18 protein-coding genes and 1 tRNA gene are annotated in these 20135 nt (G+C 69.9%); 14 read left to right on the top strand and 5 right to left on the bottom strand.

Going from position 1 to position 20135, the window contains the following annotated elements:
- Nucleotides 1-12 precede the first annotated feature (12 nt).
- Nucleotides 13-567, top strand: coding sequence for a TetR/AcrR family transcriptional regulator (locus QU603_RS04825; protein ID WP_308493362.1), 555 nt, complete (start codon nucleotides 13-15; stop codon nucleotides 565-567).
- A 128-nt stretch (nucleotides 568-695) separates the two neighbouring features.
- Here QU603_RS04825 and QU603_RS04830 read toward each other — a convergent pair.
- A tRNA-Arg gene (locus QU603_RS04830) sits at nucleotides 696-768 on the bottom strand.
- Between the two features lie 245 nt (nucleotides 769-1013).
- On the opposite strand from QU603_RS04830, the gene QU603_RS04835 reads away from it, so the two are divergent.
- The 3 genes from QU603_RS04835 (at nucleotide 1014) to QU603_RS04845 (ending at nucleotide 4656) form a co-directional block, all read left to right on the top strand.
- On the top strand, nucleotides 1014-1577 hold the full coding sequence (locus QU603_RS04835; protein ID WP_308493363.1) for a PadR family transcriptional regulator: 564 nt from the start codon (nucleotides 1014-1016) through the stop codon (nucleotides 1575-1577).
- 109 nt (nucleotides 1578-1686) lie between these two features.
- Nucleotides 1687-3333, top strand: coding sequence for an ABC1 kinase family protein (locus tag QU603_RS04840; protein WP_308493364.1), 1647 nt, complete (start codon nucleotides 1687-1689; stop codon nucleotides 3331-3333).
- Between the two features lie 69 nt (nucleotides 3334-3402).
- On the top strand, nucleotides 3403-4656 hold the full coding sequence (locus tag QU603_RS04845; protein WP_308493365.1) for an MFS transporter: 1254 nt from the start codon (nucleotides 3403-3405) through the stop codon (nucleotides 4654-4656).
- 7 nt (nucleotides 4657-4663) lie between these two features.
- Here QU603_RS04845 and QU603_RS04850 read toward each other — a convergent pair whose 3' ends face one another.
- The gene (locus tag QU603_RS04850; protein WP_308493366.1) at nucleotides 4664-5227 is read right to left on the bottom strand and encodes an NADPH-dependent FMN reductase; all 564 of its coding nucleotides are present in this window, start codon (nucleotides 5225-5227) and stop codon (nucleotides 4664-4666) included.
- A 135-nt stretch (nucleotides 5228-5362) separates the two neighbouring features.
- On the opposite strand from QU603_RS04850, the gene argS reads away from it, so the two are divergent.
- From argS to QU603_RS04895, 9 genes are all read left to right on the top strand, one after another.
- Nucleotides 5363-7027, top strand: coding sequence for an arginine--tRNA ligase (argS, locus tag QU603_RS04855; RefSeq protein ID WP_308493367.1), 1665 nt, complete (start codon nucleotides 5363-5365; stop codon nucleotides 7025-7027).
- Nucleotides 7028-7051: 24 nt separating this feature from the next.
- Nucleotides 7052-8083, top strand: coding sequence for an LmeA family phospholipid-binding protein (locus QU603_RS04860; RefSeq protein WP_308493369.1), 1032 nt, complete (start codon nucleotides 7052-7054; stop codon nucleotides 8081-8083).
- A 104-nt stretch (nucleotides 8084-8187) separates the two neighbouring features.
- Complete coding sequence (gene lysA / locus QU603_RS04865; RefSeq protein WP_308493944.1) at nucleotides 8188-9588, top strand: diaminopimelate decarboxylase; 1401 nt, start codon at nucleotides 8188-8190, stop codon at nucleotides 9586-9588.
- The gene (locus tag QU603_RS04870) at nucleotides 9585-10931 is read left to right on the top strand and encodes a homoserine dehydrogenase (protein ID WP_308493371.1); all 1347 of its coding nucleotides are present in this window, start codon (nucleotides 9585-9587) and stop codon (nucleotides 10929-10931) included. The genes lysA and QU603_RS04870 overlap by 4 nt, the downstream gene beginning before the upstream one ends.
- Before the next feature lies 1 nt (nucleotide 10932).
- On the top strand, nucleotides 10933-12069 hold the full coding sequence (gene thrC, locus QU603_RS04875; protein ID WP_308493372.1) for a threonine synthase: 1137 nt from the start codon (nucleotides 10933-10935) through the stop codon (nucleotides 12067-12069).
- Complete coding sequence (gene thrB / locus QU603_RS04880; protein WP_308493373.1) at nucleotides 12066-13040, top strand: homoserine kinase; 975 nt, start codon at nucleotides 12066-12068, stop codon at nucleotides 13038-13040. Before thrC ends, thrB begins: the two co-directional genes overlap by 4 nt.
- A gap of 177 nt (nucleotides 13041-13217) precedes the next feature.
- Nucleotides 13218-15389 carry a transcription termination factor Rho gene (gene rho, locus QU603_RS04885; protein WP_370655329.1) on the top strand — a complete coding sequence of 724 codons (2172 nt, stop codon included), beginning with the start codon at nucleotides 13218-13220 and terminating at the stop codon, nucleotides 15387-15389.
- A gap of 36 nt (nucleotides 15390-15425) precedes the next feature.
- A complete protein-coding gene (gene prfA, locus QU603_RS04890; RefSeq protein WP_308493946.1) occupies nucleotides 15426-16505 on the top strand; it encodes a peptide chain release factor 1 in 1080 nt (359 codons plus the stop codon).
- A gap of 114 nt (nucleotides 16506-16619) precedes the next feature.
- Nucleotides 16620-17021: a phage holin family protein gene (locus QU603_RS04895; RefSeq protein WP_308493374.1), complete on the top strand. Its 402-nt coding sequence runs from the start codon at nucleotides 16620-16622 to the stop codon at nucleotides 17019-17021.
- On the opposite strand, the gene epsC is transcribed toward QU603_RS04895, so the two are convergent.
- Nucleotides 17018-17587, bottom strand: a complete 570-nt coding sequence (epsC, locus tag QU603_RS04900) for a serine O-acetyltransferase EpsC (protein ID WP_308493375.1) — start codon at nucleotides 17585-17587, stop codon at nucleotides 17018-17020. The two genes, QU603_RS04895 and epsC, sit on opposite strands and share 4 nt — an antisense overlap.
- A 1-nt stretch (nucleotide 17588) precedes the next feature.
- Entirely contained in the window at nucleotides 17589-18542 is a 954-nt protein-coding gene (cysK, locus tag QU603_RS04905) for a cysteine synthase A (RefSeq protein ID WP_308493376.1), read from the bottom strand.
- A 163-nt stretch (nucleotides 18543-18705) separates the two neighbouring features.
- Here cysK and QU603_RS04910 point away from each other — a divergent pair, with 163 nt between their 5' ends.
- Complete coding sequence (locus tag QU603_RS04910; RefSeq protein WP_308493377.1) at nucleotides 18706-19755, top strand: putative FMN-dependent luciferase-like monooxygenase; 1050 nt, start codon at nucleotides 18706-18708, stop codon at nucleotides 19753-19755.
- Between the two features lie 7 nt (nucleotides 19756-19762).
- Here QU603_RS04910 and QU603_RS04915 read toward each other — a convergent pair whose 3' ends face one another.
- Nucleotides 19763-20122, bottom strand: coding sequence for a histone-like nucleoid-structuring protein Lsr2 (locus QU603_RS04915; RefSeq protein ID WP_308493378.1), 360 nt, complete (start codon nucleotides 20120-20122; stop codon nucleotides 19763-19765).
- Nucleotides 20123-20135: the final 13 nt, after the last annotated feature.

The raw sequence follows: 20135 nt of genomic DNA on the forward strand, positions 1-20135 counted from the left end.
TAGGATCGATCCATGCCGAGAAGTGGTGCCGAAGTGCGGATGCGCTTACGCGAGGCCGCACTCACTCTCTTCCGCGAGCACGGCTACGACGCCACGACGACCGCGCAGATCGCCGAGCGCGCGGGTGTCACAGAGCGCACCTTCTTCCGGCATTTCACCGATAAGCGCGAGGTCCTCTTCGATGGTGAGGGCGAGGTGAATCGCGTCCTCGTCGACGCCGTCGCGGCCGCGCCCGACGACCTCCTGCCGCTCGCCGTGCTGTCGCGCGCATTCATGGCATCGATCCCGCTCTTCGTGGCCGGCCGCCGCGTCGCCGAGCTTCGCCAACCGGTCATCGACGCCAGCCCGGCCCTGCAGGAGCGTGCGCACGCCAAGAGCGCCGCCATCGTCGACGCTGTGCGCGACGCGCTGGTCGCACGCGGGCTCGCGGATGCCACGGCGCTGCTGGCTGCCCAGGTCGGGCTGGCCGCGTTCCATCGTGCCGTCGGGGGCTGGGACGGCACGTCGGCCTCGGACCTCGCCCAGCGGATCACGGAGGCATTCGACGAGATGCGCTCGCTGGGCTGAGGCGGACTCGTCTGTGCCCGCTCGCGGCCGGCTCGCAGGGGGATGCGGGACCGCGAACGGCCGATCCACAGGATGCGGACGCACGTCGAATGCAAGAAACCGCAGGCACGACCTGGGCTTTCTCTTCGTGCCCCCGACAGGAATCGAACCTGCGACCTTTGGTACCGGAAACCAACGCTCTATCCCCTGAGCTACGGAGGCGTGCCGGTCAACACTATCAGGATGCGGGTGCGATCCCGTCACCGCCGGCGCACCGCAGGCGCACCGGCGCACGCCGATCGGGGCCCTCGCACGGGGCGAGGATGTCACGCCGTGTCGCCGGTCGTGCCTGGCGCGGGGGCCGTGCGTCGCCGAGAATATCCCCAGAGGGCCTGGCTGCGGCATCCTGAACGATATATCGTTATATATCGGCAAGGCCCGTACAGGGCTTCATCAAGGAGGACGTCATGACCAGTGCACACTCCAGCGGCGGATTCGGCGGGCACGGCCCGGGTCCGGGCTTGGCCGCAGGCGCGCAGGGACTGTGGGACATGCTCGAGCAGATGCGCTCGACATTCGAGAAGAAGGTGATGCCGCGGGTCTCGCGCGGCGATGTGCGCGCCACGGTGCTCTCGCTTCTGGCCGAGGAGCCCATGCACGGCTACCAGATCATCAGCGAGATCTCCACGCGCAGCGGCGGCACATGGAAGCCGAGCGCCGGCTCGGTGTATCCGACGCTGCAGCTGCTGGCCGACGAGGGGATGATCACCGCCGAAGAATCCGGCGGCCGCAAGACCTACTCGTTGACGGATGCGGGCCGCGCCGAGGCCGAAGAGACGGCCGACCGCGCGACGCCGTGGGCGGGCGTCGGCGCACGCGGACCGATGGGCGCCCTGCCCAAGGCCGGCGTCGAGCTCGCGCATGCGGCAGCCCAGGTCGCGCGCACGGGCACGCCCGAGCAGGTGCAGGAGGCGATCTCGGTGCTCGTCGACGCGCGGCGCCGGCTGCACGGCATCCTTGCGGAGGACTGAGCGGGTGATGGGGGGTGCCGGGGGCCCGAGCGCGCCCTCCCGCCCGGGAGGTGAGCAGGCTTCAGCGCGCCCCGGGGCTCCGGTGGACGGGCCGCGCTATCGCCGCATCATGCGCTTCGCGATGCGCTACATCGCGCAGATGTGGTGGTTCGAGCTGGTGTTGCCGCGCATCGGATTCGCGCGTCTGGCCGCCCGCGGCCGCACTGCGCGGCTGACGGAGCTCGCGCAGCGGTTCCATGGGCTGGCGGTGGAGCTGGGCGGCCTGATGATCAAGGTGGGGCAGTTCCTCTCCTCACGCCTGGACGTGCTGCCGCCCGAGATCACGACCGAGCTCGCGGGCCTCCAAGACGAGGTGCCGCCGGTCGACTTCGACCAGATCCGTGTGCGCGCCGAAGGCGAGTTGGGCATGCCGCTCGAGCGCGCCTTCGCCCGGTTCGACCCGACGCCGGTGGCCGCGGCATCCCTCGGTCAGGCGCATCGGGCACGACTCACGCCCGAAGGCGCCGCCGATGCCGGATTCGCCGACGTCATCGTCAAAGTGCAGCGCCCCGGCATCGACGAGATCGTCGACATCGACCTGTCGGCGCTGCGCCGCGTGGCAGGCTGGCTCAGCCGCGTGCGCGTCGTCTCGGACCACGTCGATCTGCCGGCTCTGGTCGAAGAGTTCGCGCACACCAGCCTGCAGGAGATCGACTACCTGCACGAGGCGGCCAACGCCGAGCGATTCGCCGAGGACTTCGCCGACGACGCGAGCGTGACGGTGCCCGCGATCGCCTGGGAGCGCACGACCCGGCGCGTGCTGACGCTCTCTGACGTCACCGCGATCAAGATCACCGACGTCGCGGGGCTGCGCTCGGCCGGGATCGATCCCGCCGAGGTCGCGGGGCGGTTCGCCGAGGTCATGTTCGAGCAGCTGTTCGACCACGGCTATTTCCACGCCGACCCGCACCCGGGCAACGTGTTCGTCACGCCGTCGGGCGAGGAGCGCGCGGAGCACGCCTGGCAGCTCACGTTCGTCGATTTCGGGATGATGGGCGAGGTCGACGACGAACTGCGCAAGGGTCTGCGTCGCCTTCTGATCGCGGTCGCCGCACGGGACGGCCAGGCGCTGGTCGACAGCATCCAAGATGTCGGGGTGCTGCTGCCCTCGGCCGACACGACCCAGCTCGAGCGGGCGATGACGCAGCTGTTCGCCCGGTTCGGCGGCATGGGCTTCGCGCAGCTGCGCACCGTCGATCCGCGCGAGTTCCGCGACTTCGCCGAGGAGTTCGGATCGGTCGTGCGATCGCTGCCGTTCCAGCTGCCCGACAGTTTCCTGCTCGTGATCCGGTCGATGTCGCTGACCAGCGGCGTGTGCAGCTCGCTGGACCCCGACTTCAACATCTGGGATGCCGTCGAGCCGTTCGCCGGGCGCCTGCTGCGCGCCGAGAGCGGCAACGCTCTGCGCGAGCTGTCGACCCAGGCGCTGGCGGTGGCCGGCGCCACGGTGCGCATGCCGCAGCGGTTCGATTCGCTGGTCACGCGCATCGAGCAGGGCCGCGTGACGGTGACCACGCCCGAAATCGACCGGCGGCTGGGTCGGCTGGAACGGCTCGTGCGCCGCGCCGTGTCGGCCGTGCTGTTCGCGGGGCTGATGATCGGGGGAGTGCTGCTGCTGCCGCTGAACCTGCCGCTGGGCATCGTGCTGATGGCGGTGTCGGCCGTGCCCTTCTTGCACGCGGCGTTCGCGGGTGCGTTCGGGCACGGGTCCCGCTGAGGCGAGCAGGATGCCGCGGCCCGACGGGCGACGTGCGCGAACGCCCGTCCCGCCTGCCAAGATGAAGACGTGACCTCTGCCAGCCCCGTGCGCCGATTCGGCGTGCTGCGCAGCTGGAAGACGGCCCCGTACCTCGTCGGTGCCGGGCTGGCGATGATGGGCGACAACATCGAGCACGTCATCACCTATCTGGTGCTGTGGAACACGTTCCACTCGCCCGTGCTCGTGGGGTTCCAGCTCGTCAGCCACTGGCTGCCGTTCCTGCTGTTCTCGGTGTATGCCGGTTCATTGGCACAGCGCTTCGACTGCCGGCGGATCATCCAGATCGCGCAGTACCTGTTCATGTTCGTGTCGCTGTGCTGGGGAATCCTGTTCCTGACCGGAACTCTGCAGCTGTGGCAGGCGTGCGTGCTGCTCGTGCTGCATGGCCTGGCCGGCACCCTGTGGGGGCCGGCCGAGCAGATGATGCTCTACGACTTCGCCGGGCGCGAAGAGCTGCCCTCGGCCGTCCGGGTGAATGCGACCTTCCGCAGCCTCGGCATCCTGTTCGGACCCGTCGTCGGGTCGGCGCTGCTGCTGACCCTGGGCACGACATGGGGCATCTTCGCGAACATCCTGTTCTATCTGCCCGTCGTGCTGTTCCTGGCGCGCACGAAGTTCACCGGGCATGCGCGAGAGGGCCTGTTCTCGACGGGACGCGTGTCGATGCTGCAGTCGTTCAAGGTCCTGGGGGTGGTTCGGCACCATCCGCGGATCATGGGCATGCTGATCCTCGCCGCGCTGGCCTCGGTGAGCATCGGTGCGGTGCTGCAGACCTCGATGCCGGTGTTCATCGCCGTGCTCACTCCCGCCGGCGCCGACGGCGAACTCGTCTACACGGCGCTGCTGTTCGCGCTGGGCATCGGGGGTGTGGCCGGCGGCTTCTTCCTCGAGGCCAGCGGCTGGTTCCGCCCGACGGCGACCACCGCGGTGATCAGTTCGATCCTGTTCGGCGCGTTCGCGTTCGTGTTCGCGTTCACCGGGTCGCTCGCCGTCGCCCTGATCGCGCTGGTGCTCACGGGCGTCGCTCAGATCACGGCGACGGCGACCGGTCAGGCGATCGTGCAGCTGGAGGCGCCGCCCGCCGAGCGCGGACGCGTGCTCGGCGCCTACAGCATGTTCGGCCCCGGCATGCAGACCTTCAGCGGAGTGACGGTCGGCGTGCTGGGCACCCTGGTGGGAATCCCGTTGACCGTGATCATCGGCGGTCTGCTGCTGGCAGTGGGTGCAGGGCTCACCGGCCTGTACATGGCGCGAGGCCGGCGACCCAGCCCGATCGAGTAGAGATGCTCTATGCGCGCAGCGGCGACAGGGCCACGTGCAGCTGCGCGATCTCGTCGAGCATCGCGCGCAGCAGACGCTCGTTGTTCTCGGTCGGCTCGAAGTCGCCTTCGTCGCCGATGCGCTGAGCCGCCCACGCGAGCTCGATGTTCACGGTGGTCGGGACCAGCCCGAGCGCCATCTCCACCGGCCGGATGGCCGTCGCGCCCCGCGTGCCGCCTGAGATCCCGCCGTAGCTGACCGTTCCCACGGGCTTGCGCCGCCACTCCTGGTGCAGATAGTCCAGGGCGTTCTTCAGGCTCGGCGCGAAGCTGTAGTTGTACTCCGGCTGCACGAACACGAACCCCTCGGCGGCCTCGACGCGGGCGCTCCACGCCTTGGTGTGCTCCTGTGTGTACTGGCGCAGCTTCGGGTGGTTGGGCTCGTCCATCAGGGGCAGGGCGATCTGCTTGAGATCGGCGAAGTCGACCTCGAATCGCCCGTCGGCTTGGGCTTCACCGTGCACCCATTCGGCGATGGGCAGTCCGATGCGGCCCTCGCGGACGCTGGCGGCGAGAATCATGAGACGGGTCATATGGTGTCTCCTTTCCGCGCGGTGCAACCGGCGGCACCGGATGACCATTCCCCTTGTGTCGAACGGCATCGTGTCGAACGGTTGCGGCCACGCCCTCAGGGGATCGTCGGCCGGAGCACTTAGAATCAGTCCTCTATGGATCCCGCAGCTCTCTCCGCCACTTTGCTCGATGTCGTCCGCCCGCTGGCCGAGGCCCGACGACCCGAGTCGACGGCAGGGCTCACGGCCGAAGACCTTCCGCTGGAGCGGCCGAAGAACCGCGACCACGGCGATTGGGCCTCCAATGCCGCGCTGAAGCTGGCGAAGAAGGTCGGCGTCAATCCGCGCGAGTTCGCCACCGAGATCGCAGCAGCGCTCGCCGTCGTCTCGGGCATCGCGACGGTCGAGGTCGCCGGTCCCGGCTTCATCAACATCCGGTTGGATGCCGCGGCCGCCGGTTCTCTGGCCAAGACCATCGTCGAGGCCGGTGCCGCATACGGAACGAACGAGTCGCAGCGCGGCAACACGATCAATCTCGAGTTCGTCAGCGCGAACCCCACCGGCCCGCTGCACATCGGGCACACCCGGTGGGCCGCGCTGGGCGACTCGATGGCGCGCCTGCTGCTGGCCAGCGGTGCCACGCTCGTGCGCGAGTTCTACATCAACGACGCCGGCGCCCAGATGGAGCGCTTCGCGCGCTCGGTCCTGGCCGCCGCCAAGGGCGAGCCGACCCCGGAGGACGGCTACGCCGGCAGCTACATCGGCGAGCTCGCCGCCCGGGTGCTCGCTGCCGAGCCCGGGCTGCTCGACCTGCCCGACGACGAGCAGCTGGTCGTCGCCGGGGAGCGCGCATACTCCTTCCAGCTCGCCGAGCTGCAGGCTTCGCTGGAGGCCTTCAACGTGCACTTCGACGTGTGGTTCAGCGAGCGCACGCTCAAAGACAGCATCGACGGCCACCCCAGCCTGGTGGATGAGGCCGTGGACCGCCTGCGCGAGCAGGGACACGTGTTCGAGGCCGACGACGCGGTGTGGGTGCGCACCACCGCGTTCGGTGATGACAAAGACCGGGTGATCCGTCGTTCGAACGGCGAGTACACCTATTTCGCGTCGGATGCCGCGTACTACCTGAACAAGGGCGACCGCGGCTTCGCGCACAAGATCTACCTGCTCGGTGCCGACCACCACGGCTACGTGCACCGCCTCAAGGCCATCGCCGGCGCGGCCGGCGACGACCCCCAGAAGGACGTCGAGGTGCTCATCGGCCAGCTCGTCTCGGTCAACGGTGCGCGGCTGAGCAAGCGCGCGGGCAACATCATCGAGATGGACGACCTGCGCTCGTGGCTGGGCACCGACGCCCTGCGCTATTCGCTGGGTCGCTACCCGGCCGACTCGCCCCTGACGCTGGACCCCGAGCTGCTGCGCAAGCGCACCAACGACAACCCGGTGTTCTACGTGCAGTATGCGCACGCGCGCACGCACAACGTCGCGCGCAACGCGGCTCAGGCCGGCGTGGACCGCAGCGAGTTCGCCCCCGAGACGCTCACGCACGAGACCGAGTCGGCGCTGCTGGGTGCGCTGCAGGAGTTCCCGCGTGTGGTCGCCTTCGCCGCCGAGGTGCGCGAACCGCACCGCGTCGCGCGCTACCTCGAAGAGCTCGCCGGGCTGTATCACCGGTGGTACGACAACTGCCGCGTCATCCCGCTGGGCGAGGCTCCCATCGAGTCGGTGCACCGCACCCGTCTGTGGCTGAACGATGCCACCGGACAGGTGCTGCGCAACGGGCTCGACCTGTTGGGAGTGAGCGCGCCCGAGCGCATGTAGTCACCGGAGAGGGGCCCGAACGCCATGGCTGATCGACCAGCACCCTTGCCCGACCCGACCGAGCCGCTGCGCATTCCGCCGAAGCCGCCGCTGCCGGCGGCCGTGACCGAGCCCATTTCGTCACAGACGCCGGATGCCGCGGCCGCCGCATCCTCGTCCGCTGCGGCCGAACCCCCGGTGGAGCCCGAGGCGACGACGCTGCCGTTGCCGGTGGTTCCGGTGGGAGAGCCGGCCTCACCGCAGTACGCGCAGCAGCCGCCGGTGCAGCCGCAGCAGGCTCCCGCCCCGCCGCGCAGGCGCCGGCGCTGGAAAGCACCGGTCATCACGCTCAGCATCGTCGTGGTGCTGGCGGTGCTCGCCGGTGTCGGCTGGTTCGCCGGCAATGCGTGGGCGAAGCAGACCGTCATCGACGAAGTGCAGCAGAAGACCCGCCAGGCCCTAAGCCTGCCCGCCGGCCACCGGGTCGACGTGACCGTCGCCGAGCCCATGCTGCCCCAGCTGATCGCCGGCGACCTCAGCTCGCTCAGTGTCACGGTGCCCGATGCCCCTCTGGGCAAGACGACCGGTGACGTCACACTGCATGCCACCGGCGTGCCGATCCGCGGTGACGGCGCCGCCGCCGGCGCCCAGGCCACCGTGAGCCTGAAACCCGACGCGATCGCGAAGCTCGCCGGCTCCCTCGGCCGCACCGTGCCCGGGTCGCTGCACATCGCAGGCCACGACGTGGCGATCTCACTCGACCCGTCGCAATTCCTCAGCGGTGTCTCTTTCACCCTGACGCTGCGTCCGAGCGCGAAGGACGGCGAACTCGTGCTCGCCCCCGTCGCGTTCGAGGTCGGCGGAGCGAGCATGTCGGCCGACATCATCCGCCAGCGCTTCGGATCGCTGGCCCCGGGCATCCTCGCCCCGCGCACGGTGTGTGTGGCATCGGCGTTCCCGAAGGGCATGACGATGACCTCGATCGAGGTGAGCAAGGATGCCGTGGTCACCTCGTTCGACGTCGACCCGCGCATCATGTCGGACCCGTCGTTACAGAAGCCAGGCACCTGCGGGTGACCCGACTAGACTCGGAGGCACTCCCGGTGCAGGCGTCGACCCGAGCGGCGCGACCGGAGATCCTTCTGGAACGCCGCACCGAAGCACCCACGATTGGACCGTTCTTGTCCGCCTCCGCCCACACCGTCGCCCCGCCGCCGGTCCCCGACGACGCCAACGCACTGGAACAGAAGGTCTGGCCCGCCTCGGCCGCCCGCGACGAGCACGGAGAGCTGACGATCGCCGGCGTCCGCGCCGCCGACCTGCGCGACAGGTTCGGCACTCCGCTGTACGTGCTCGACGAGGACGAGGTGCGCACGCACGCACTGCGCACCGTCGCCGCCTTCGACGCCGCCACCGCCGCCTACGGCACGACCGCCCGCGTCTACTACGCCGGCAAGGCGTTCCTGTCGACCGAGGTCGTGCGCTGGGTCACCGAGTGCGGCATGAACGTCGACGTGTGCACACTGGGCGAGCTCGAGGTGGCGCTGGCGGGCCGGGCCGACCCCGCGCGCCTGGGGTTCCACGGCAACAACAAGAGCACCATCGAGCTCGAGCGCGCCGTCGAGGTGGGCGTGGGCACCGTGATCGTCGACAGCGCGATCGAGATCGAGCGCCTGGCCGCCATCGCCGACCGCCACGGGGCCGTGCAGCGGGTGCTGGTGCGCGTCAACAGCGGCGTGCACGCCGAGACCCATGACTTTCTCGCGACGGCCCACGAAGACCAGAAGTTCGGCTTCGCGATGGATGCCGCGCCCGCCGCAGTGGCCCGCATCCGTGAGCTCAGCTCGCTCGAGCTGCTCGGACTGCACTGCCACATCGGTTCGCAGATCTTCGGCGTCGCCGGCTTCGCCGAGTCGGCCGCACGCCTGGTCGACCTGCACGCGCAGCTGTTGGAAGGCGGCCCGCTGCCTCTGCTGAACCTCGGCGGCGGCTTCGGCATCGCCTACACGGCAGCCGACGACCCAAGCCCCGTCGAAGATCTCGCGTCGGGCATCGTGGCGGCCGTCGCGCAGGAGTGCGAGGTGCGCGGCATCCCCCTTCCCGAACTGGCGTTCGAGCCGGGCAGATCCATCGTGGGGCGCGCCGGGGTCACGCTGTACGAAGTGGGCACCACGAAGCCGGTCACGATCGGCCCGGACGCCCAGCGTCTGTACGTGAGCGTCGACGGCGGCATGAGCGACAATGCCCGTCCGGCCCTGTACGGCGCCCAGTACTCCGCGCGACTGGCGTCACGGGTCTCGGATGCCGCGCCCGCCCTGGTGCGGGTCGTGGGTGTGCACTGCGAGTCCGGCGACATCGTCGTCGATCAGGAGTACCTGCCGGCAGACGTCGCTCCCGGCGACCTGCTGGCCGTGCCCGCGACCGGTGCCTACTGCTTCTCGCTCTCGAGCAACTACAACTACCTGCCGCGCCCGGCCGTCGTCGCCGTGCGTGAAGGACGGGCCCGCGTGATCGTGCGCGGGGAGACGGTCGCCGACCTGCTGCGGCGGGATGTCGGCATCGCCGAAGAAAGGAACGCATGATCGATTACCGTCGCCTGCGCGTCGCCCTGCTGGGGGCCGGAGCCGTGGGATCCCAGGTCGCCGACCTCCTGATCAGGCACGCCGACGAACTGGCGGACCGATCCGGTGCCGCGCTGGAACTGGCCGGCATCGCCGTGCGCGACATCGACGCCCCGCGCGACGTCGATCTGCCGCGCGAGCTGCTGACCACCGACGCCGACACGCTGATCGTCGGCAGCGACATCGTCATCGAGCTGATGGGCGGCATCGACACCGCCCGGGCGCACATCCTGACTGCGCTGAACTCGGGCGCCGACGTGGTGACCGGCAACAAGGCGCTGCTGGCCACGCACGGCGCCGAGATCTTCGACGCGGCCGACCAGGTGGGCGCGTCGGTGTACTACGAGGCGGCCGTGGCAGGCGCGATCCCGATCATCCGCCCGCTGCGCGACTCGCTGGCCGGCGACCGTGTGCAGCGCATCATGGGCATCGTCAACGGCACGACGAACTACATCCTGGACCGGATGGACGAAGAAGGCGCCGAGATGGGCGACATCCTCGTCGACGCGCAGCGCCTGGGCTACGCCGAGGCCGACCCGACCGCCGACATCGAGGGGTACGACGCCGCGCAGAAGGCGGCGATCCTGGCCAGCCTCGCCTTCCACACGAGCGTGCCGCTGGATGCCGTGCACCGCGAGGGCATCACGTCGATCACGAAGACGACGATGGATGCCGCGCGCCACGCCGGCTACGTCATCAAGCTGCTCGCCGTCTGCGAGCGCGTCACCGGCCGGGCTTCGGCATCCGATCGGACCGCCGGCTCGGACGAGGCGATCTCGGTGCGTGTGTACCCGGCGCTGATCCGTCGCTCGCACCCGCTGGCGAACGTGCACGGCGTGAACAACGCCGTGTTCGTCGAAGCCGAGGCGGCGGGCAATCTCATGTTCTACGGCGCCGGAGCCGGGGGAGTGCAGACCGCCTCCGCCGTGCTCGGGGACGTCGTCTCGGCGGCCCGGCGTCACATCGCCGGTGGCGTCGGAGTGGGCGAGTCGACCAGGGCGAACCTGCCCGTGCTCGATATCGGCCAGGTGGTCACCCGATACCAGGTCACCCTCGAAGTCGACGACCGGCCCGGCGTGCTCGCACGCGTGGCTGGCATCCTGTCCGAAGGACGGGTCTCGATCGCGACGGTGGAGCAGACCATCCAACCCTCGCCGGACGGCGAGGCGGGCACGGGCTCGGCCCGGTTGGTGATCGGAACGCATAAGGCTTTGGAGCAGGACCTCGACGAGACCGTGAAGCGGCTCGCCGGCGACGACGTGGTGATCCGCGTCGCCTCCGTCCTGCGTGTAGAAGGGGACTGACATGGCTCATGTCTGGCGCGGAGTGCTCCGCGAATACGCCGATCGGCTCGGCGTGACCGAATCGTCGACCGTGGTCACACTCGGTGAGGGCGGCACGCCGCTGATTCCGGCCCCGGCGCTGTCGCGCCGGACGGGCGCCGATGTCTGGGTGAAGTTCGAGGGGATGAACCCGACCGGGTCGTTCAAGGACCGCGGCATGACCGTCGCCCTCTCGCGTGCCGTCGAGCACGGCGCCAAGGCGGTCGTGTGCGCCTCGACCGGCAACACGTCCGCCTCGGCCGCGGCGTATGCCGCGCACGCCGGCATCACCGCCGCAGTGCTCGTTCCCGAAGGCAAGATCGCGATGGGCAAGCTCGCCCAGGCCGTGATCCACGGCGGACGGCTGCTGCAGATCCGCGGAAACTTCGACGACTGCCTCGAGATCGCCCGGGAGCTGGCCGACAACTACCCCGTGCACCTGGTCAACTCGGTCAACCCCGACCGCATCGAGGGACAGAAGACCGCCGCGTACGAGGTCGTCGAGCAGCTGGGCGACGCCCCCGACTTCCACTTCATCCCCGTCGGCAATGCCGGCAACTACACGGCCTACAGCCGCGGCTACCGCGAAGAGGCAGCCCGTGGGGCCGCCACGCGCGTCCCCCGCATGTTCGGCTTCCAGGCTGAGGGCTCGGCGCCGATCGTGCGCGGCGAGATCGTGAAGAACCCCGAGACGGTGGCCACCGCCATCCGCATCGGCAACCCCGCTTCGTGGCACCTGGCGCTGGAGGCGCGCGATGCCACGAACGGCTGGTTCGGCGCTGTGGACGACGGCAAGATCCTTGCCGCGCAGAAGCTGCTGGCAGCCGAGGTGGGCATCTTCGTCGAGCCGGGTTCGGCCACCAGCATCGCCGGTCTGCTGGACCGCGCGGAGGCGGGTGCCATCCCCGCCGGCGCACGCATCGTGGTCACCGTCACCGGCCACGGGCTGAAGGATCCGCAGTGGGCGCTGCGCGACCTGGCCGGTGCCGCCATCACGCCCACGGTGGTCGACGCCGACACACACCAGGTCGCCGAGGTGCTCGAGCTCGCCGCACAGAAGGGCGCCGGCAGCAGCGCCGAGCACAGTGCCGCCGACACTCCCGCGGAGGCGACGGCGTGAGCCCAGCCCTCCTTTCGCCGGTCGTGGCCGGGCGCACCGTCGCTGTGCGCGTGCCGGCCACGAGCGCGAACCTGGGGCCGGGGTTCGACACGCTGGGTCTTGCGCTGAGTCTCTACGACGAACTCGTCGTGCAGGCCCTGCCCGAGGGCGAGCTGCGCATCGACGTGACCGGCCCCGGGTCCGATGCCGTACCCCGCGACGAGTCCCACCTGGTGGTGCGGGCCATGGCGTACGCGTTCGAGGCCGTGGGGCGACGGATGCCGGGGATCGCGCTGACCAGTACCATCGTCATCCCGCACGGCCGGGGACTCGGCTCCTCGGGGGCCGCCGTGGTCGCGGGTCTGCTGGCCGCACGCGGTCTGCTGGCCGGAGACGTGGAGTTCGGTCCGTCGCTGCTGCTGCGCCTGGCCACCGAACTCGAGGGACACCCCGACAACGTCGCTCCGGCCCTGTTCGGGGGGCTGACGATCGCCTGGATGGACGAGCACGGCCCTCAGCACAAGAAGCTGCTCGTGCACCGCGGTGTCGCGCCCCTCGTGTTCGTCCCCGAGTTCGTGATGCCTACCAGCGTGGCGCGGGGCCTGGCCCCGCTGCAGGTGCCACGCGAAGACGCCGTCTTCAACGTGTCGCGATCGGCGCTGCTGATCGCAGCCCTCACGCAGAGCCCCGAACTGCTGCTGGCCGCCACCGACGACAAGCTGCACCAGAACTATCGCGCGCAGGCCATGCCCGATACCGACAGTCTCGTGCGCGCCCTGCGCGCGGCGGGCTTCGCCGCGGTGCTCAGCGGCTCGGGGCCGTCCGTCCTCGTTCTGGCCGACGGACCCGGTCGACGGCTCGAGGCGGCGCGGCTCGTGGCATCCGTCACAGACACGCCTTGGGAGCCGCTGATGCTCGCCGTCGACTTCAAGGGTGGTACAGTGAGGGACTATACGGAGGACGCTTCGCAGACCTCGACGCGCGCGTCGTGAACCAGCGAGATTCTTTTCCTCCATCGCATTCTGCGAACACCCGCACCGCCCCGCCGGCCTGCAAGAACCGGTCAGGGACTCGTCCCCGGCCTCTGTGAGCCGACGGCGCACCGGCGCGCGTCCTCGACGCCTGTCCGGAGCGGTTCTGTCACATTCAACGTTCGACAAGGAGAACTCGTGGAGTCCATCTCCGAGATCCAGACCGGCGACACCCCTGTCGCCGACAGCCCTGTTGCGGACCGTTCCGCCGGTCGCGCCGACGCGGCCGCGGCATCGGCCGGCACGCCCGACACACTGATCGACCTGCCCGACGCCGCCCCCGCCAAGCCGGTGCGCAAGCGCGCACCGCGGCGGGCCAAGAGCGACACCGTCACGCCGACGCCCACCGTGGCGCCGACCGAGTCCGCGGCGGCTCCGGCCGCCACGGACGCCGGCACCGCTCCGGCCGCCGCCGAGGCCGCTCCGGCAGCCACCGAGGTCGCTCCGGCAGCCGCCGAGGTCGCTCCGGCAGCCGCCGAGGCCGCTCCGGTCGATGACGCCCCGGCGAAGAAGGCCCCGGCACGTGCACGCAAGGCGCCGGCGAAGAAGAAGGCGGTCTCCGACGCTCCGGCAGTGGATGCCGCAGCCGACGCGTCTGCTGCGTCTGCCGCGTCCTCTGCGTCTGCAGAGTCGGCTTCGACCGAGCAGGCCGCCGACACCACGCGCGAGGCCAAGACCGTGCCCGAGGCCGACGGCAAGGCGGCCGATGCCGCCCCCGAGGCCACGGAGAAGTCCGCGGACGGTGCGGCCGAGACCTCAGCCCCCCGCGGCAGGGGCGGGCGCAAGACCTCGGCTGCCAAGGACAGCAGCGCCGACAACCAGGCCGAGGCATCGGCCGAGCAGGCAGCCTCCGCCGAAGGCGGCGACGCCGACGGCGGCGACCAGCCCTCTCGCGGTCGCAACCGCGGCCGCAACCGCAACCGCAACCGCTCCGAGCGCAACGGCGGCAACTCCGACCGCGGCAACTCGGACCGTGGCAACTCGGACCGCAACGGCAGCTCCGACCGCAACGGCACCTCCGGCCAGGGCGGCAACGTCGACTCCGACGACGACGACCGCCACTCGAACCGCGGGCGCCAGCGCAACAAGCGCCGCGGCGGCACCGGCGACGAGTTCGAGACCGAGATCGGCGAGGACGACGTGCTCGTGCCGATCGCGGGCATCCTCGACGTGCTGGAGAACTACGCGTTCGTGCGCACGACCGGCTACCTGCCCGGTGCCACCGACGTGTACGTCTCGCTCGGCCAGGTCAAGAAGTACAACCTGCGCAAGGGCGACGCGATCGTCGGCGCGATCAAGCAGCCCCGTGAGGGCGAGCAGTCGAGCCGCCAGAAGTATCACGCGCTGGTCAAGGTCGACGCGGTCAACGGCCTTTCGGTCGAGGATGCCGCGGCCCGCGTGGAGTTCGGCAAGCTGACGCCGCTGTACCCGCAGGAGCGCCTGCGTCTGGAGACGGCGCCCGAGAAGCTCACCCAGCGCATCATCGACCTGGTCGCGCCGATCGGCAAGGGCCAGCGCGGTCTGATCGTGGCCCCGCCCAAGGCCGGCAAGACCATCGTGCTGCAGCAGATCGCCAACGCGATCGCGACGAACAACCCTGAGGTGCACCTCATGGTCGTCCTCGTCGACGAGCGGCCCGAAGAGGTCACCGACATGCAGCGCACGGTCAAGGGCGAAGTCATCGCCTCGACCTTCGACCGGCCCGCCGAAGACCACACCACCGTCGCCGAGCTGGCGATCGAGCGCGCGAAGCGCCTCGTGGAGCTCGGCCGCGACGTGGTCGTGCTTCTGGATTCGATCACCCGACTCGGTCGCGCCTACAACATCTCGGCGCCCACGAGCGGCCGTGTGCTCACCGGCGGTGTCGACGCCTCGGCGCTGTACCCGCCCAAGCGCTTCTTCGGCGCTGCGCGCAACATCGAGAACGGCGGCTCGCTGACGATCCTGGCCACCGCCCTGGTGGAAACCGGGTCGAAGATGGACGAGGTCATCTTCGAGGAGTTCAAGGGCACGGGCAACAGCGAGCTGCGCCTGAGCCGGCAGCTGGCCGACAAGCGCATCTTCCCGGCGGTGGACGTGAACGCGTCCTCGACGCGTCGCGAAGAGATGCTGTTGAGCAACGACGAGGTCAAGATCACGTGGAAGCTGCGGCGCGCGCTGGCGGGCCTGGACCCCCAGCAGGCGCTGGAGGTCGTGCTGGGCAAGCTCAAAGAGACCCAGTCAAACGTCGAGTTCCTCGTGCAGATGCAGAAGTCGATCCCCGCGCCGGCAGGCGGTCACTCGCACGGTCACGAGAACAGCATCCGCTGACCGGCCGTGGCCGAGTCGCATGAGCCCGAACCGGCGATGTTCGAGTCCGTCAAGGGCCTGATCGCCGAGCACAAGGCCGTCCAGGAGGAGTTGGGCGACCCCGCGGTCCACGCCGATGCGGCGCGGGCCAAGCGGGTCAACCGGCGCTACGCGGAGCTGTCGAAGATCGTCGCGGCCCACGAAGCGTGGGTCGCGGCATCCGACGACCTGGCGGCCGCCCGCGAGCTCGCACGCGAGGACGACGGGTTCGCCGACGAGGTCCCCGCGCTGGAAGAGCAGGCCGCCGCAGCCCAGGAGAAGCTGCGGCGCCTGCTCATTCCGCGCGACCCCGACGACGCGCGCGACGTGATCATGGAGATCAAGCAGGGCGAAGGCGGGGCCGAATCGGCGCTGTTCGCCGCCGACCTGCTGCGGATGTATCTGCAGTACGCGAACTCGAAGGGCTGGAAGACCGAGCTGCTCGAGCGCAACGAGTCGGATCTGGGCGGCTACAAGGACGTGCAGGTCGCGATCAAGGGCTCATCGAGCGATCCGGCGCAGGGCGTCTGGGCGCACCTGAAGTACGAGGGCGGCGTGCACCGCGTGCAGCGCGTACCGGCAACCGAGTCGCAAGGGCGCATCCACACCTCCACGACCGGCGTGCTCGTGTTTCCCGAGGTGGACGAACCCGACGAGATCGAGATCAACCAGGGCGATCTGAAGATCGACGTGTACCGCTCTTCGGGTCCCGGCGGACAGTCGGTGAACACGACAGATTCGGCCGTGCGCATCACGCACCTGCCCACGGGCATCGTCGTCTCGATGCAGAACGAGAAGAGCCAGCTGCAGAACCGCGAGGCCGGCATGCGTGTGCTGCGTGCCCGGCTGCTTGCCCGTCAGCAGGAAGAGCTGGCGGCCGCGGCCTCCGACGCCCGCCACTCGCAGATCCGCGGCATGGACCGCTCTGAGCGGATCCGCACCTACAACTTCCCCGAGAATCGCGTTGCGGACCACCGCACGGGGTACAAGGCCTACAACCTCGATCAGGTGATGGACGGGGCGCTGGAGCCGATCATCGAGTCGGCGATCCGCGCCGACGAAGAGGCTCGCCTGGCGGCCCTGGCCGACGAGTCCTGACCCCCTCCGTGGTCGGAATCATATGATTTCGACCACGACACACGGGTTTTGCGCAAAAGACATGTGTGCTCGTCGAGAGCACATGATATCGACGCGGGTCGCTAGGCTCGGCGCATGATCGCGTTCCTGATCCGCGCAGGCATCTTCGTCGCCTCAGCAGCGATCGGCCTCATCGTCGCCGACCTGGCTCTGCCGGGGTTCACCCTGCACTGGGACGACTGGTGGGGATTCGTGCTGGCCGTCGTGATCTTCGCGGTCCTGCAGAGCATCCTGGCCCCGTGGATCATGAAGATCAGCGCGCGCCACGCGCCCGCATTCGTCGGCGGTGTCGGGCTCGTCTCGACGTTCGTCGCACTGCTGATCGCCGTGCTGCTGCCGGCGGCGGGGATCGGCATCGACGGTCCCGTCGCGTGGATCATCGGCACGCTCATCGTGTGGCTGGTCACCGCGCTTGCCACGTGGCTGCTGCCGGCGCTGTTCCTGAAGAAGCGGGTGACCGGCCGCGCGGCGTCCTAGATGTAGTACTCGGGAGCTGCCAGCAGAGCCCGGGTGTCCTCGCCGGCGTGGCGCTGTCGCGGCTTGGCCGGAACCCCCACCAGCACGCTGTGGGGCGGGGCGTCCTTGGTGACCACGGCGTTCGCGCCGACGACCGATCCGGCACCGATCGTGATCGGACCGAGCACCTTGGCCCCCGCGCCGATCGCGACGCCGTCGCCGATCGTGGGATGCCGCTTGCCGCCTTCGCGCTGCCGCCCGCCCAGGGTCACACCGTGATACAGCATGACGTCGTCGCCGACCTCGGCGGTCTCGCCCACCACCACTCCCATGCCGTGATCGATGAAGAACCTCCGGCCGATGACGGCGCCGGGGTGGATCTCGATGCCGGTGAGCCATCGTGTCAGCTGCGAGCCGGCACGGGCGACCAGGCGCACCCGCCGCACCCACAGGGCATGCCAGACTCGATGCGCCCACACCGCGTGCAGACCCGGGTACAGCAGTGCGATCTCCAGGCCGCTGCGCGCTGCGGGGTCGCGCAGTCGCGCGGCTGCGACATCCTCTCGGATCCGGCCGATGACGCTCATGTCACTTCTTCTCGCGCGGCGGTTCGCGAAGGTCCTCGAACAGGGCGGTACTCAGGTACCGCTCGCCCGTGTCGGGGACGATCACCACGATGCGCTTGCCGGCGCTTTCGGGCCGGGCCGCGATCTGCAGGGCCGCCCACACGGCGGCGCCCGCCGACATGCCGGCGAGGATCCCCTCGCGCGCGGCCAGGTCGCGCGCCGTGTGCAGCGCATCGTCCAATTCGACGCCGATGACCTCGTCGTACACCGTCGTGTCGAGCACCGGCGGCAGGAAGTTCGGTCCGATGCCCTGGATCTTCGCCGGGCCCGGGTGCCCCTCCGCCAGCAGCGGCGAGGTGGCAGGCTCGACGGCGACGACCTTCACGTCGGGGTTGCGCTGCTTGAGCACCTGGCCGACGCCGGTGATCGTGCCGCCCGTGCCGACCCCGGCCACGAACACGTCGACCTTGCCGTCGGTGTCGGTCCAGATCTCCTCGGCGGTGGTCTTGCGGTGGATCTCGGCGTTGGCCGGGCTTTCGAACTGCTTGGCCAGGATCGATCCCGGCGTCTTGGCCACGATCTCTTCGGCCACCGCGATCGCGCCGGTCATGCCCTTGTAAGGATCGGTGAGCACCAGTTCTGCTCCCAGGGCCTTCAGGAGCACCCGGCGCTCCTTCGACAGTGACGCGGGCATCGTGATGATCACCTTGTAGCCGCGTGCTGCGCCCACCAGCGCCAGCGCGATGCCGGTGTTGCCGCTCGTGGACTCCACGATCGTCCCGCCCGGCTTGAGGTCGCCCGACGCCTCGGCGGCGTTGACCAGGGCGATGCCCAGGCGGTCCTTCACGCTCGAACCCGGGTTGTAGAACTCGAGTTTGGCCAGCACCTCTGCCTGGGAACCCTCGGTGACGTGGTTCAACCGGACCAGGGGGGTCCCGCCGAACGCGGTCGTGATGTCGTCGTGGATGCCGGGCATGTGCAGCCTTTCCAAAAAGTCGGGATCCGCCCCAGCCTACGGTCACCGCGCGACGCGCGGCGTGCAATGTGTCGAAAATGACGCTCGTCACATTGCGTCACCGGCAGACATACGGCGACACGACGCGCCCGCAGGGAAGGACCCGGGCTTAGCGTCAGCAGGGATGTCACACCTCGCCCACCGCCAGCGACTCGGGTTCTTCACCCGGGTGCTCGAAGAGGCGCCCGCTGCCGATCGGTACCGGTTCGCCGTCGAGCAGATCGTCGCTGCCGAGCGCGCGGGCTTCGACACTGCCTGGGTCGCGCAGCACCACTTCCATCGTGAGGAGGGCGGGCTGCCCTCGCCGTTCGTGCTGCTGGCCTACGCGGCGGCGTACACCGAGCGGATCACCCTGGGCACCGCCATCGTCGCATTGTCGCTGGAAGACCCGCTGCGGGTGGCGGAGGATGCCGCGGTGCTGGCGCGGCTGTCTGGCGGCCGGTTCGAACTGGGGCTGGGCAGCGGCAGCACGCTGAGCGCGTTCGCACCGTTCGGCAAGGATGCCGCACAGCGGTCGCAGTTGTATGTCGAGAACGTGCGCAGGCTCGACGACGCGCTGAGCGGTGCGCGATTGACCGCCGATGACGGCGCGCTGTATCCGGCGGCGCCGGAGCTGCGCACCACCATCTGGGAGGCGACGTTCTCGGCGCAGGGTGCGGCGCGCATCGGCGCTGCCGGGCACGGCCTGATGCTCGCTCGCTCGCAGCCGCGCACCGACGGGCGACAGAGCCTCGCCGACGTGCAGGCGCCCCTGATCGAGGCCTATCTGAGCGCGTTGCCGGCCGATGCGGCACCGCGGGTGCTCGCCTCGCGGAGTGTGTTCGTCACCGACGATCGCGTGACCGCGCGGGCCCTTGCCGAACGCGGGCTCGAGCGCGCGGCGAACGAGGCGCGCCGAGCCGGCGCCGACGTGGCGTCGGGGAGCACCGCCGATGTGCTCGCCTCACTCGACGTGCACGTGGGAACACCGGCCGAGGTCATCGATGAGCTGCGGGCCGACGATGTGCTGGCTGCCGCGACCGACATCGTGTTCCAGGCGCACCCGGTGGATCCGCCGCACGAACTCGTGCTGCGCTCGATCCAGCTGATCGCCGGCGAAGTCGCGCCGGGTCTTGGATGGAGGCTGGGCACGCGCACGCCGGTCGTCCCGCCGAACGCGGCGAGACGACGCTGAGGCGGGTTCAGTGGGCGGCGTCGTATGCGTCGAGCACCGTGGCCGGTACGCGACCGCGGTCTGAGATCTCGTAGCCGTTCTGCTTCGCCCAGGTGCGGATGGGCGCGTAGTCGCGCTGGCCGGTGCGTCGGCGTCCGTCCTGCGCGCCGCCGCCGCTGCTGCGGCGAGTGCTGCGGGAGCCCGACACACGGCGGCCCGCCGACACATATGCGGTGAATGCCTCGCGCAATGACGCGGCATTCGCATCGGTCAGATCGATTTCGTAAGCAATGCCGTCGAGGGAGAAGAGAACGGTCTGCCCTTCACCCGGTTCGAGGACGGTTCCGTCAATGTCGTCAACCAACTGATGCACGATTTTTCTGGCCATGGTCGAATTCTCG

Origin of the sequence: Microbacterium terrisoli, assembly GCF_030866805.1 — a bacterium.
Taxonomy (GTDB): domain Bacteria; phylum Actinomycetota; class Actinomycetes; order Actinomycetales; family Microbacteriaceae; genus Microbacterium; species Microbacterium terrisoli.

Coding starts and splice junctions, on each gene's coding strand:
- QU603_RS04850 (WP_308493366.1), bottom strand. CDS start 5,227: ATGACCCGTCTCATGATTCTCGCCGCCAGCGTCCGCGAGGGCCGCATC.
- epsC (WP_308493375.1), bottom strand. CDS start 17,587: ATGAGCGTCATCGGCCGGATCCGAGAGGATGTCGCAGCCGCGCGACTG.
- QU603_RS04895 (WP_308493374.1), top strand. CDS start 16,620: ATGATCGCGTTCCTGATCCGCGCAGGCATCTTCGTCGCCTCAGCAGCG.
- QU603_RS04910 (WP_308493377.1), top strand. CDS start 18,706: ATGTCACACCTCGCCCACCGCCAGCGACTCGGGTTCTTCACCCGGGTG.
- prfA (WP_308493946.1), top strand. CDS start 15,426: ATGTTCGAGTCCGTCAAGGGCCTGATCGCCGAGCACAAGGCCGTCCAG.
- QU603_RS04825 (WP_308493362.1), top strand. CDS start 13: ATGCCGAGAAGTGGTGCCGAAGTGCGGATGCGCTTACGCGAGGCCGCA.
- QU603_RS04860 (WP_308493369.1), top strand. CDS start 7,052: ATGGCTGATCGACCAGCACCCTTGCCCGACCCGACCGAGCCGCTGCGC.
- QU603_RS04915 (WP_308493378.1), bottom strand. CDS start 20,122: ATGGCCAGAAAAATCGTGCATCAGTTGGTTGACGACATTGACGGAACC.
- QU603_RS04870 (WP_308493371.1), top strand. CDS start 9,585: ATGATCGATTACCGTCGCCTGCGCGTCGCCCTGCTGGGGGCCGGAGCC.
- QU603_RS04840 (WP_308493364.1), top strand. CDS start 1,687: ATGCGCTTCGCGATGCGCTACATCGCGCAGATGTGGTGGTTCGAGCTG.
- cysK (WP_308493376.1), bottom strand. CDS start 18,542: ATGCCCGGCATCCACGACGACATCACGACCGCGTTCGGCGGGACCCCC.
- argS (WP_308493367.1), top strand. CDS start 5,363: ATGGATCCCGCAGCTCTCTCCGCCACTTTGCTCGATGTCGTCCGCCCG.
- QU603_RS04835 (WP_308493363.1), top strand. CDS start 1,014: ATGACCAGTGCACACTCCAGCGGCGGATTCGGCGGGCACGGCCCGGGT.
- thrC (WP_308493372.1), top strand. CDS start 10,933: ATGGCTCATGTCTGGCGCGGAGTGCTCCGCGAATACGCCGATCGGCTC.